Origin of the sequence: Sphingomonas cynarae, assembly GCF_039537815.1 — a bacterium.
Lineage (GTDB): Bacteria > Pseudomonadota > Alphaproteobacteria > Sphingomonadales > Sphingomonadaceae > Sphingomonas > Sphingomonas cynarae.
The window spans coordinates 406,705-417,940 of record NZ_BAABBF010000004.1 but is presented as its reverse complement, the minus strand read 5'-3'; the positions used below and the strand labels follow the sequence as shown (position 1 = coordinate 417,940).

12 protein-coding genes are annotated in these 11,236 nt (G+C 65.6%); 4 read left to right on the top strand and 8 right to left on the bottom strand.

What is annotated here, in order from left to right:
* Positions 1-164 precede the first annotated feature (164 nt).
* The 3 genes from ABD719_RS11220 to trmD all read right to left on the bottom strand — a co-directional run bounded on the left by ABD719_RS11220 (position 165) and on the right by trmD (position 4,022).
* Positions 165-2,645 carry a TonB-dependent receptor domain-containing protein gene (locus ABD719_RS11220; protein ID WP_344693445.1) on the bottom strand — a complete coding sequence of 827 codons (2,481 nt, stop codon included), beginning with the start codon at positions 2,643-2,645 and terminating at the stop codon, positions 165-167.
* A gap of 251 nt (positions 2,646-2,896) precedes the next feature.
* Positions 2,897-3,286 (bottom strand): 50S ribosomal protein L19, encoded by a 390-nt coding sequence (gene rplS / locus ABD719_RS11215; RefSeq protein ID WP_192124372.1) that lies wholly within the window; start codon positions 3,284-3,286, stop codon positions 2,897-2,899.
* 4 nt (positions 3,287-3,290) lie between these two features.
* On the bottom strand, positions 3,291-4,022 hold the full coding sequence (gene trmD / locus ABD719_RS11210; RefSeq protein ID WP_344693444.1) for a tRNA (guanosine(37)-N1)-methyltransferase TrmD: 732 nt from the start codon (positions 4,020-4,022) through the stop codon (positions 3,291-3,293).
* On the opposite strand from trmD, the gene ABD719_RS11205 reads away from it, so the two are divergent.
* Entirely contained in the window at positions 4,021-4,968 is a 948-nt protein-coding gene (locus ABD719_RS11205) for an NAD(P)/FAD-dependent oxidoreductase (protein WP_344693443.1), read from the top strand. The two genes, trmD and ABD719_RS11205, sit on opposite strands and share 2 nt — an antisense overlap.
* A gap of 3 nt (positions 4,969-4,971) precedes the next feature.
* Here the strand turns inward: ABD719_RS11205 and rimM are convergent, their stop codons facing one another.
* The 5 genes from rimM to ABD719_RS11180 form a co-directional block, all read right to left on the bottom strand.
* Positions 4,972-5,448, bottom strand: coding sequence for a ribosome maturation factor RimM (rimM, locus tag ABD719_RS11200; protein WP_344693442.1), 477 nt, complete (start codon positions 5,446-5,448; stop codon positions 4,972-4,974).
* A 4-nt stretch (positions 5,449-5,452) separates the two neighbouring features.
* A complete protein-coding gene (locus tag ABD719_RS11195; protein WP_344693441.1) occupies positions 5,453-5,599 on the bottom strand; it encodes a hypothetical protein in 147 nt (48 codons plus the stop codon).
* A 56-nt stretch (positions 5,600-5,655) separates the two neighbouring features.
* Positions 5,656-6,078, bottom strand: coding sequence for a 30S ribosomal protein S16 (gene rpsP / locus ABD719_RS11190; protein ID WP_344693440.1), 423 nt, complete (start codon positions 6,076-6,078; stop codon positions 5,656-5,658).
* Between the two features lie 60 nt (positions 6,079-6,138).
* Positions 6,139-7,641 carry a signal recognition particle protein gene (gene ffh / locus ABD719_RS11185; RefSeq protein ID WP_344693439.1) on the bottom strand — a complete coding sequence of 501 codons (1,503 nt, stop codon included), beginning with the start codon at positions 7,639-7,641 and terminating at the stop codon, positions 6,139-6,141.
* 167 nt (positions 7,642-7,808) lie between these two features.
* The gene (locus ABD719_RS11180) at positions 7,809-8,384 is read right to left on the bottom strand and encodes a DUF924 family protein (RefSeq protein ID WP_344693438.1); all 576 of its coding nucleotides are present in this window, start codon (positions 8,382-8,384) and stop codon (positions 7,809-7,811) included.
* On the opposite strand from ABD719_RS11180, the gene ABD719_RS11175 reads away from it, so the two are divergent.
* The 3 genes from ABD719_RS11175 (at position 8,383) to ABD719_RS11165 (ending at position 11,233) form a co-directional block, all read left to right on the top strand.
* Entirely contained in the window at positions 8,383-9,582 is a 1,200-nt protein-coding gene (locus ABD719_RS11175) for a MiaB/RimO family radical SAM methylthiotransferase (RefSeq protein ID WP_344693437.1), read from the top strand. The two genes, ABD719_RS11180 and ABD719_RS11175, sit on opposite strands and share 2 nt — an antisense overlap.
* The gene (ftsY, locus tag ABD719_RS11170) at positions 9,579-10,514 is read left to right on the top strand and encodes a signal recognition particle-docking protein FtsY (RefSeq protein ID WP_192124388.1); all 936 of its coding nucleotides are present in this window, start codon (positions 9,579-9,581) and stop codon (positions 10,512-10,514) included. The genes ABD719_RS11175 and ftsY overlap by 4 nt, the downstream gene beginning before the upstream one ends.
* 74 nt (positions 10,515-10,588) lie before the next feature.
* Entirely contained in the window at positions 10,589-11,233 is a 645-nt protein-coding gene (locus ABD719_RS11165) for an inner membrane-spanning protein YciB (protein WP_344693465.1), read from the top strand.
* Positions 11,234-11,236 lie beyond the last annotated feature (3 nt).

Sequence of the window (11,236 nt, the reverse complement as noted above, 5' to 3'; positions counted from 1 at the left end):
AAGTTGGTGTACAGCACCACCATCATCGCCAGCGCCGCTGCACAGATCAGCAGGAACGACAGGCCCAGTTTGCGGGATATGCTCATCGCCGTCAGCATCGGCATCGCCTAACTCGAAGAAAGAAACATCACGGCAAAAGGGGGCGAAAACGCCCCCCTCCACCCTCAGAAATCCAGACGCGCTGTCGCAGAAATCGCCCGGCCGTTCAGCACCCGACCGCGGACGATGCCGCTCGCGGGAATGCGATCCTCGTCGATCGAGGTCAGTGCCCGCGTATCGAACAGGTTGGTGGCGTTCAGCGACAATAGCAGCCGTTCGGTCGGGCGGACCTGCACAAAGGCGTTGGTCGTGACATAGCCCGGCATCTTCAGCAGGTTGATGTCCTGTGAGTAGCTATCGGTGGTGCCGATGAACACGGCCCCCACCGCGAAACGATCGTTGCTGATCTGCGGCGTCGCCTGGAAGATCAGGCTGGCCTGATGACGCGGGGTGTTGCCGTCGACCGCGGGGTTTACCCGGTCACGGACGATCTCGGCATCGGTCCAGGTCGCGCCGCCGGTCAGGCTGAACAGACCGTGGCGGATACCACCTTCGAACTCCAGCCCCGTGGCACGATAGTCGCGTGCGATGACGGCGCCGGTCGAGGTGTTGATGTTCGAATCCTGCGCGTCGACATGAAAGCCGGTCAGGTTCAGCGTCAGGTCCGCCCGGCGGAACTTCACGCCGAGTTCGGCTTGCTTGACCGGATCGTAGGAGGCCGATGGGATCAGCAACCGGCCGGTCGCATTGTCGATCACCGCGCCGAACGTGATCCGGTCGGCATTGGCGCGGGCGCCGCGGCTGTAGCGGCCGAACACCGCGAACGGCTCCGACACGCGAAAGTTGATGCCCGCCGAATAGGACAGATAGTGATAGTCGTAATCGACCAGACCGGGCGCGCCGATCGGGGTTACGCCGACTCGCTGCTCGGGCGGCGAGATCACGCCGTTCCCGTCGATGTCACGCGCGACCTGCCCGACCCGGCCATTGCCCAGTTCGACCCCGAACACCTGCCCGCTGGCGCTGCCATAATCGTAGCGCAGGCTGCCGCCGATCGACACGCGACCGATCCGGTAGTTCGCGGAGGCGAACGGCGCGTTCACCGTATAGGCCAGCCGCAACGTGCGCCGCTGCGTGCCCGACAACGGGTTATAGGCATAGATGCCGTTCGCGGTCCGCGCCGTACCGGTGCTGTCGAAGACATTGAGCAATTCGGCGTCACCGCCGCCACGGATTTCAGACACCGCGACGCCGTACAGGATCGACGTATCGATGTTCTGGCGCGCGGCATAGAAGCCCGCGGTGGTCGTCAGACTGGCCTCGCCCAGTTCCCATACCCGGCTGGCCCGGATGTCGTTGGTGACGTTGCCGACATCCTGTTGCCGCCGGTCGCGAATGTTGTAGATGCCGATCAGTCCGTTGCCGTTCAACGTCGTCGGGTCGGCAATTGCCTGTCCCGCGTTGACGCCCGTCGCATAGCGGAAGCTGCCCCCGGTAGCACCGAGCCGAGTCAGCGCGGCGGCTGGGGTCAGCATCAGGCTGCTGAACGGCCCGATCAGCCCGCCCGATCTTTCCGCGTACCGGAACCGTTCCATGATCGTCCAGCCTGCCAGCGTGAACTGCCCCTCCACCCCGAAGGCCTGCTCCTTGACCCGGTGGCCGTTGCGGATGTCCTCCAGGATCGGCTGGTTGTTCTCGTCGAGCAACGTCACCGACTGGAGGGCGCGGGTCGACAGCGTATCCCTGGTCGGATCGAAGCCGGGCACCCCGCTCAGCTTCGGATCGGCATCGGTGCCGGTCACGCGCAGCGGCACCGAATCGTAGAAGGGCGAACGATCGTCGAGATACTTGCCGTACAGTCGGATATAGCCACCGGTGAATTCGCGCGTGACGTTGGCCTTGATCTGGCCGCCACGCTGGCCGTCGAAGCCGATCCGGCGGGGGCCTTCGCCCTGCCGGTAGAAACCGCCGACATGAAAGCGCAGATTGCTGGTCAGCCGGCCGCCATAATCGAAATCGGCACGATACTGGTCGAAGTCGAGCCCTGCGGTCAGCGCCACCGCGCCACCCTCGCGTTCGCCGGTCTTCGAGATGAAGTTGATGATCCCGCCCGGCGAGTTGGACGCGAAAGTGGAGGCGGAGCCACCCCGGATCGCTTCCACCTGCGCCAGATTGAGATCGACACGTACGAAACTGTCCGAACTCGCCCCGATGATATCGCCGAATTCCATTACCGGCAGACCGTCTTCCTGCAGCTGCACGAATTTCGCGCCGGAGGACGACAGCGGCAGGCCCCGGATCGTAATGTTGGCGATACTCTCGCCATTGGGCGCTTCGGCCAGAATACCGGGAATATCGCGGAGCAGTTCGCCGACCGAACGCGGCGCAAGCTTGGCGATCTCCGCCTCGCGCAGGACGCTGGTCGAGGTGGCGCTATCCAGCCGGTCGCGCCCCTTGGCGACGCCGGTGGTGACGACATCGGTACCCTGCGGAGCCTGTGCCGGCACCGGTGCCGCTGGTATCGCCGGTGTGTCGGGTGTCGCCGATGCTGCAACCGGCATCATCAGTGCGATCGGCGCCACGGCCAGCAAAGCATTGCACTTCATCAAGAAATCCACCCCCAAAAACAGCTTTTGCTGTTTATAGGAAGCGGTACCGGGCTTGGGTCGGACATTCCGGATTCAGGATGAGCGCTGAAGAGTAATTTATCTTTTCGTTGGTTTACAGGTCGTCAGACCAATATCGGGGTTATCATCACAAACCCGACATCGGGCCGCCGCGATATGTACTCATGATATGAAAAAGGGCGCGGAGACTATCGTCGCCACGCCCTTTCACGTCTTGCGGTTCGCGCCGTTTACTCGGCAGCAACGCCCTTGGCAGGACGCGTATCGCGGCGTTCCGCGATCCGCGCCGACTTACCGGTACGACCGCGCAGGTAATAGAGCTTCGCACGACGCACAGCACCCTTGCGGACGACGTCGATCGAATCGATGTTCGGCGAATAGAGCGGGAAGACGCGCTCGACGCCCTCACCGAACGAGATCTTGCGGACGGTGAACGAGGAACCCATGCCCTTGTTCGACCGCGCGATGCACACGCCTTCATAGGCCTGCACGCGGGTACGCTCGCCTTCGACCACTTTCACGCCGACCTTCAGCGTATCGCCGGGGCGGAATTCGGGGATCGCGCGCTTGGCGGTGAGCTTCTCGATCTGCTCTGCTTCGATCTGCTGGATAATGTTCATCGCATCAGTCCTTGTCACGCCGCGCGCCAGAGGGAGGCTGAACCCGAGCGCCCTCGTGGCGCTCCCAAAGGTCCGGCCTCCGTAGCCGTGTATCGGTCTCGGCCATCGACTTGCGCCAGGCCGCGATCCTCGCATGATCCCCCGATCGCAGCACTTCGGGGATCGTGCGCCCTTCCCATTCAAATGGTCGGGTATAGTGCGGATATTCGAGCAGCCCCTGTTCGAAGCTTTCGTCATCCCCACTTGAAGCTGCGCCCATTACGCCGGGAAGAAGCCGGACGCAAGCGTCGAGCAGCACCAGTGCGCCCATCTCGCCGCCGGACAGGACATAATCGCCGATCGACACCGGCTCGACCGCGCGCCCCTCGAACAATCGCTCGTCGAATCCTTCGAACCGGCCGCATAGCAATGTCACACCGGGGCCGGCAGCCAGTTGCCTGACCCGGTCTTGCGTCAGCGGGGCGCCGCGTGGGGTCAGGGCCAGCACAGGGAGGCCGGGTGCCATGGCTGCAGCATGATCGACCGCGCGGGCCAACACGTCGGCGCGCAACACCATGCCCGCCCCGCCGCCGGCGGGCGTATCATCAACCGAGCGATGCCGATCAGTGGCGAAATCGCGCAGCTGGATCGCATCGCACCGCCACCGCTCCTCGCGCAAAGCACGGCCGGCGAGCGATTGACCAAGCGGTCCGGGGAACATGTCGGGATAAAGGGTGATTATCTGGGCAATGAACATGGCCACCCCCCTTCCCCCCGCCGCACGCCCCGCGCAAGGGGTGGACGATTGCATCATCATCGGCGCCGGCCCGGCCGGGCTGACGGCGGCGATCTATCTCGCGCGGTTCCTGCTGACCATCCGGCTGTTTGATTCGGGCGACAGCCGCGCGTCATGGATACCGCGTACGCACAATCATGCCGGCTATCCCGATGGTATTAGCGGCATCGAATTGCTCCGGCGGATGCGGGAACAGGCGGAACGGTTCGGCGCGGTACGGGAGGAGGCTAATGTGACCGCGATCGAATGCGATGGCGATGACTTCATCGTCCGTCTTGGGGATCGCACCGCCCGCGCCCGATCGGTGCTGCTCGCCACCGGCGTGGTCAACAATCGGCCGGAGATGGACGCCGCACTTCACCATCAAGCGTTGGCCGAAGGACTACTACGCTATTGTCCGATCTGCGACGGTTACGAAGTGACCGACAAGCGGGTCGGCGTGATCGGCAAGGGTCGGCACGGAATGAAGGAGGCCCTGTTCCTGCGTGGCTATACGCGCGACGTGACACTGATCAGCCCGGACGCCGAAACGGATCTGGATGCCGAGTGCGAGGCCGCGCTGGACGCGGCAGGCGTGGTGCGGATCGATGGCCCCTGCGGCGGCTTCGCGATCGAAGAACGGCAATTCGCCTTCGACACCGCCAAAGGGCGGATGGCGTTCGACAGCGTCTATCCGGCGATGGGATCGGTGATCCGCTCGGAACTGGCGGTCGCGGCGGGCGCACGGGCAACGGACGAAGGATGCCTGGAGGTGGACGATCACCAGCGAACCTCGATCCCCGGCCTGTTCGCGGCAGGGGACGTGGTGAAAGGGCTGGACCAGATCAGCCATGCGATGGGCGAAGCGGGCGTAGCCGCCACCACGATCCGCAACCTGCTGGCGGAAAGAAAGCCGATCCGGCGATAGGACCTATTCGACGAAGGTGGGATCAACCACGAGCCGTTCGAACGACCAGTCCGGCACCGCCTCGGCCCGCATCGGCACCATGAAGCGCTTGCCGGTCGGACGTTCGATCTCGATCACGTCGCCAGCACCGAAATTGTCGATCGCCACCACTTGCCCCAACGAATCCCCATCCAGCGTCACCGCCGGCAGGCCGATCAGGTCGGTGTGATAATATTCCCCCTCCGCCAGCGGCGGCAAGGCCGATCGCGGCACCGTCAAGGCGGTGCCGCGCAGCGCTTCGGCGGCGGTACGATCCGGCACCTGGGCGAACCGGGCGATTGCCCCGTTGCCACCATGCCGGAGCGAGGTGAGCGTCAGGGCACCCTCGTTGAACGAGCGATAGCCGTCCAGATTCCCCGCGAAGACCTTCAGACGGACCTCGCCCGCCACGCCATGTGCGCCGATCACGGCGGCCAGTGTGACGGGTGGGTCGTTCTTCATGCGATCATCCTTGGGGGGAGCCATCGTCCTCCGAGGGACTGTCGTCGGCGCCTTCGGCCGGATCGTTGGCCGATACGCCCTGATTGGTCGCGTCTTCCAGATCGTCCGGCGCGGTACGGGGGTCCGGCAGGGAATTGGGATCCTGGGTCATCATGCACTCCTTCGACTGATCCAGCCTAGGCAACGCATGACGACCCCATCCGCTGCTTATGCCTCTGCGGTGGTTTCCGCTTCGGCATCCGCTGCCGGTTCGGCCGGCGCGGCAGCGGCGGCGGCAGCGGCTTCTTCCTGTGCCTTCAGCTTCTCGGCCCGCTCCTCGGCGCGCTCGGTCGCCTTCTCGCCCGGCTTGCCCTTGCTGGGATTGTTGCGGGCGGTGCGCTCACGCACGCCGGCGAGGTCCAGGAAGCGCGCGACGCGATCGGTCGGCTGCGCGCCGTTCGACAGCCAGTACTTGGCGCGATCGGCGTCGAGCACGACGCGGTTCTCCGCATCCTTGGCGAGCAGCGGGTTGTAGTTGCCGATCTTCTCGATGAACTTGCCGTCGCGGGGCGAGCGCGCATCAGCCACGACGATGCGGTAGTACGGACGCTTCTTGGAGCCGCCACGCGACAGACGAATGCTGAGTGCCATGATATATTTCCTGTAGGTTGTGGTTTGGTATTCAGTCGGAGCCGGCCGGAGCCGGCATCGTCATTTCTTCTTGATGAGGTTCTCGAAGCCGGGGGGCAGTTTCGGCATCCCGTCAGGGCCGGCAGGGCTACCGAGTCCCGGCAGGCCGCCACCGGCCTTCTGCATCAGGTCACCCATGCCAGGGCCGCCGATCGCATTGCCGAGGCCACCCATGCCGCCCCCCATGCCACCCTTGCCCAGCATCGCCATCATGCCCTTGATCCCGCCCATCTTCTTGATCTTCTTCATGGCGGTGGACATTTCCTGATGCATCTTCAGGAGCTTGTTGACGTCCTGCACCGTGGTGCCGGACCCCTTGGCGATACGGATCTTGCGCTTGGCATTGATGAGCTCGGGCTTGTTCCGCTCCTTGACCGTCATCGACCCGATCATCGCGTCCATATGGATCAGGATCTTGTCGCCGCCGGCCTGCTGAAGCGCGCCCTGTGCCTTCTTCATGCCGGGCATCATGCCTGCCAGTGCGCCGAGCCCGCCCATGCGGCGCATCTGCGCCAGCTGGCCGCGCAGGTCGTTCATGTCGAACTGACCCTTGGCCATTTTCATGGCCATCCGCTCGGCGTCTTCCTGCTGGATCGACTCCGCGGCGCGCTCCACCAGCGACACGACATCGCCCATGCCGAGGATGCGGCCCGCGACGCGTTCCGGATGGAAGGCTTCCAGCGCGTCCAGTTTTTCGCCGGTGCCCGCGAACTTGATCGGCTTGCCGGTGACGGCACGCATCGACAGTGCCGCACCGCCGCGTGCATCGCCGTCCATCCGGGTCAGCACGACACCGGTAAGGGGTACCTGATCGGAGAAGTTCTGCGCGACGTTGACCGCGTCCTGCCCGGTCAGCGCATCGACGACGAGCAGGATTTCCTGCGGCCGGGCGATATCCGCCACCGCTTTCATCTCGTCCATCAGCGCCTGATCGACGTGCAGGCGGCCGGCGGTGTCGAGCATCAGCACGTCGAAGCCCTGCAGCTTCGCCGCCTGCATCGCACGTCGTGCGATCTCCACCGGCTGTTGCCCGGCGATGATCGGCAGCGTCGCGACCTCGACTTGCGTCCCCAGCGTCGCCAGCTGCTCCTGCGCATTGGGGCGATTGACGTCGAGCGACGCCATCAGCACCTTCTTGCGCTCGCGACCGGACAGGCGCTTGGCGATCTTGGCGGTCGTGGTCGTCTTGCCCGAGCCCTGAAGCCCGACCATCATCACCACCGCGGGTGGCGCCACGTCCAGCAACAGGTCGCTCTCGTCAGCGCCCAGCATCGCGATCAGCGCGTCGTGGACGATCTTGACGACCTGCTGACCCGGCGTGACCGAGCGCAACACGTTCTGGCCGATCGCCTGTTCGGTCGCCTTCTCGACGAAATCGCGCGCTACAGGCAACGCCACGTCGGCTTCGAGCAGCGCAACGCGCACCTCACGCATCGCGGCGCGGACATCGGCTTCGGTCAGCGCACCACGGCCACGCAGGCGATCGAAGACCCCGCCAAGCCGGTCGCTCAGACTTTCAAACATGGCCTCGACAACCCCGACTGGCGCCAAACGCAAAAGCGCCGGCGGGCGAAACCTCGCCGGCCAGCGGGCACGCCGCACAAGGGCGGTCGTGCTTCTCTCAAGCGTCCGACTGAACGAACGTGCCGCGGCTGTTACAGAAGTGAGGACGTGTTAGCAAGTCTTCACCGTCACCACCCGCCACCGGTTTCCGTCAGATACGCCTGCTCCTCGGGCGTCGTCGCGCGGCCCAATGCCGCATTGCGCCCCGGGAAACGGCCGAAGCGGCGGAACACCGCGCGGTGGTCGCGGGCGAAGGCGGCGTTTTCCTCGATTTCCAATGCCTCGAACGTCTCCACGCTCCTGTCCTGCAACGCACCGTCCTCGGCGTGCATCAAAGGCATGTAGAGGAATACCCGCCGCGCCGGTGGCATCGCCCGGTCGTATTTCCGCTCGATCGCCTCCAGCGTCAGGCCGACCGCCAGTCCATCCGCCGCGAACGCCTGCGCCTCGCCGCGGTGGAGGTTGCGGGAGAACTGGTCGAGCACGATGATCGCCGCCAGCATCATATCGGGATCGTCGCGCCAGTCCGCCGCCTCGCTGGCCAGCAGGTCATGGTTCAGCTGGCCGAAGCGATCGGCGATCGTCCGGTCGAGCGCCTCGTCGCGCCTGAATTGTGCTTCCTTCGACAGTCCGAACCAGAAGTCGAGCACTTCACGTGCCTGCGCGTGGACTTGCGCGCCGTCCGTCCCTAGATCGCCCGTCATGCCGTCTCCCCCTGCGGCCGAGGTCGTGAGCCTCGGATGCCGCCTCAACATCGCCGAAAGCGAAACCATCCGCGCGTTGATCGTGGGGCGGGACATGGTTGTCGTCAACAGTTGCGCGGTGACCAACGAGGCGGTGAAGCAGACCCGTGCCGCGATCCGCCGCGCCCGCCGCGACCGACCGGATGCGGAAATCGTGGTCACCGGTTGCGCGGCGTCGATCGATCCGGCGGGGTTCGCCGCAATGCCGGAGGTGGCGCGGGTCGTCGCGAACGATGCCAAGCTGGCCCCGGCCAGCTGGGGCCTGTCCACCCCCCTGCCTGCCACCCTGTTCGCCGGCCACGCCCGTGCATTCGTCGAGGTACAGAATGGCTGCGACCATGCCTGCACCTTCTGTATCATCCCGCAGGGTCGCGGCATCAGCCGATCGGTTCCCGCCGGCGCGGTGGTGGACCGGATCGCGGCGCTGGTCGATGCGGGCCACCGCGAGGTGGTGCTGACCGGGGTCGACGTAACCAGCTATGGGCACGACCTGCCCGGCGCGCGGATGCTGGGATCGCTGGTGGAACGCATCCTGCGCGGCGTGCCCGCGCTGGAGCGGTTGCGGCTGTCCTCGCTCGATTCGGTCGAGATCGACGATCGACTCTTCGACCTCGTTACCGGCGAGTTACGGGTGATGCCGCACCTGCATCTGTCGCTGCAGGCCGGCAACGACCTGATCCTGAAGCGAATGAAGCGCCGACACTCACGCGCCCAGGCCGTGGCGCTGGTTGAGCGATTGAAGGCCGCGCGCCCAGCCATCGCGATCGGGGCCGACCTGATCGCCGGCTTCCCGACCGAGGACGAGGCGATGTTCGAGGATACGCTCGCGATCATTGCCGATTGCGGCATCGTCCACGCCCATATCTTCCCCTATTCGCCGCGCATCGGCACGCCCGCCGCACGGATGCCGCAGGTCGACCCCGTCGTGCGTCGCGACCGCGCCGCCCGGCTGCGCGCCGCGGCGGCGATCCAGCGGCGCGACTGGCTGGCGGCGCAGACCGGTACCAGCGCATCGGTGCTGGTCGAGCGGCCCGGTACGCGTGGCCATGCCGCCGACTTCGCCGAGGTCCACCTGTCCACGCCCGCCGAACCCGGCACCATCGTCTCCGCCCGCATCACCGGCGCCACCGACACCCATCTCATCGGAACCACTGTATGAGCACGACACCCTCCTGGCACGACAAGCTGCTTGGCGGCTTCCGGCGAACCTCTGATAGGCTGGTCGGCAACCTCGCCGGCCTTGGCACCGCCCGCCTCGACACGGAAACGCTCGACGAGGTCGAGGAAGCGCTGATCGCCTCCGATCTCGGCCCCGAAACCGCGGGGCATATCCGCAACCGGCTGGCCGAGGGCAGTTTCGAGCGGAACATGGAAGACCTCGGCATCCGCCTCGTCGTGGCCGAGGAGGTGGAGAAGGCGCTGGCCAAGGTCGCCACCCCGCTGGAGATCGATGCCTTTCCCCGGCCGCAGGTGATCCTGGTCATCGGCGTCAACGGATCGGGCAAGACGACGACGATCGCCAAGCTGGCGCATCTGTTCATGGAACAGGATTATGGCGTGATGCTGGCGGCGGGCGATACGTTCCGCGCCGCCGCGATCGGCCAGTTGCGCACCTGGGCGGACCGGGTCGGCGTGCCGATCGTGACCGGCAAAGAAGGCGGCGACGCGGCCGGCATCGTCTACGAGGCGGTGAAGCAGGCGACCGCCACCGGCATCGACGTGCTGATCGTCGACACCGCCGGCCGGCTTCAGAACAAGCGCGAGTTGATGGACGAACTGTCCAAGATCCGGCGCGTGCTCGGCCGCCTGAATCCCGAAGCGCCGCACGACGTGGTGCTGGTGCTGGACGCCACCACCGGCCAGAACGCCCTCAACCAGATCGAGGTATTCAAGGATGTCGCCGGTGTCACCGGCCTCGTGATGACCAAGCTGGACGGCACCGCGCGCGGCGGCGTGCTGGTGGCGGCGGCGGAACGGTTCGGCCTGCCGATCCACGCGATCGGCATCGGCGAAGGGATGACCGACCTGCGCCCGTTCGATGCCAATGAGGTCAGCCGGATCATCGCCGGTGTCGAGGGGGTGCGGAAGTGACCATCGGTCGCGACATCTATAACGACGCCGCCGTCGGCGCCGCGGAACTGGAAAAGGGCAAACCCGGCATCCGGATGGCGGTGGATTATGGGCCGCTGCTGGTCTTCTTCCTCGTCAATTTCCTCGCCCCGGCCGGACCGATGGTCCGGTTGGTAGCGCGGTTCAGCAGCGTCCTGAACGGCATGGATCAAGCGGGTGCGCTGGTGATCGCCCGGGTGATCTGTGCGACCACGGCATTCGTGATCGCCACGGTGATCGCGATCATCGTATCGCGCGTGAAGCTGGGCCGGGTATCGCCGATGCTGTGGATTTCGGGCGCGCTGGTAATCGTGTTCGGCGGACTGACCGTCTATTTCCACGATCCACGCTTCATCCAGATGAAACCGACGATTGTCTACGCCACCTTTGCGGCGGTGCTGTTCTTCGGCTTCGTCACCGGCCGGCCGCTGCTGGAAGGCCTGTTGGGTACCGCCTATCCCGGCCTGAGCGCGCTCGGCTGGCGCAAACTGACGCGCAACTGGGCGGTGTTCTTCGTTGCGATGGCGCTGCTCAACGAGGTCGTGTGGCGCAATGCCGGCTGGGATTTCTGGGTGGGCTTCAAGCTGTGGGGCGCGATCCCGCTGACCCTGGGGTTCGCGATGGCCAACATCCCGATGCTGATGCGCCACGGATTGCAGGCAGGCGACGGTGCCGTGGCAGAGGAACTGCCGCCCGAATAGGCG

What these genes read in the sequence shown, in the direction of transcription:
- trmD (WP_344693444.1), bottom strand. Translation starts at nt 4,022, where the DNA reads ATGTTCATTGCCCAGATAATCACCCTTTATCCCGACATGTTCCCCGGA.
- rpsP (WP_344693440.1), bottom strand. Translation starts at nt 6,078, where the DNA reads ATGGCACTCAGCATTCGTCTGTCGCGTGGCGGCTCCAAGAAGCGTCCG.
- ABD719_RS11220 (WP_344693445.1), bottom strand. Translation starts at nt 2,645, where the DNA reads ATGAAGTGCAATGCTTTGCTGGCCGTGGCGCCGATCGCACTGATGATG.
- ABD719_RS11165 (WP_344693465.1), top strand. Translation starts at nt 10,589, where the DNA reads ATGGCGGTGGATTATGGGCCGCTGCTGGTCTTCTTCCTCGTCAATTTC.
- ABD719_RS11195 (WP_344693441.1), bottom strand. Translation starts at nt 5,599, where the DNA reads ATGACCCAGGATCCCAATTCCCTGCCGGACCCCCGTACCGCGCCGGAC.
- ABD719_RS11205 (WP_344693443.1), top strand. Translation starts at nt 4,021, where the DNA reads ATGGCCACCCCCCTTCCCCCCGCCGCACGCCCCGCGCAAGGGGTGGAC.
- ABD719_RS11175 (WP_344693437.1), top strand. Translation starts at nt 8,383, where the DNA reads ATGCCGTCTCCCCCTGCGGCCGAGGTCGTGAGCCTCGGATGCCGCCTC.
- ftsY (WP_192124388.1), top strand. Translation starts at nt 9,579, where the DNA reads ATGAGCACGACACCCTCCTGGCACGACAAGCTGCTTGGCGGCTTCCGG.
- ABD719_RS11180 (WP_344693438.1), bottom strand. Translation starts at nt 8,384, where the DNA reads ATGACGGGCGATCTAGGGACGGACGGCGCGCAAGTCCACGCGCAGGCA.
- rplS (WP_192124372.1), bottom strand. Translation starts at nt 3,286, where the DNA reads ATGAACATTATCCAGCAGATCGAAGCAGAGCAGATCGAGAAGCTCACC.
- ffh (WP_344693439.1), bottom strand. Translation starts at nt 7,641, where the DNA reads ATGTTTGAAAGTCTGAGCGACCGGCTTGGCGGGGTCTTCGATCGCCTG.
- rimM (WP_344693442.1), bottom strand. Translation starts at nt 5,448, where the DNA reads ATGAAGAACGACCCACCCGTCACACTGGCCGCCGTGATCGGCGCACAT.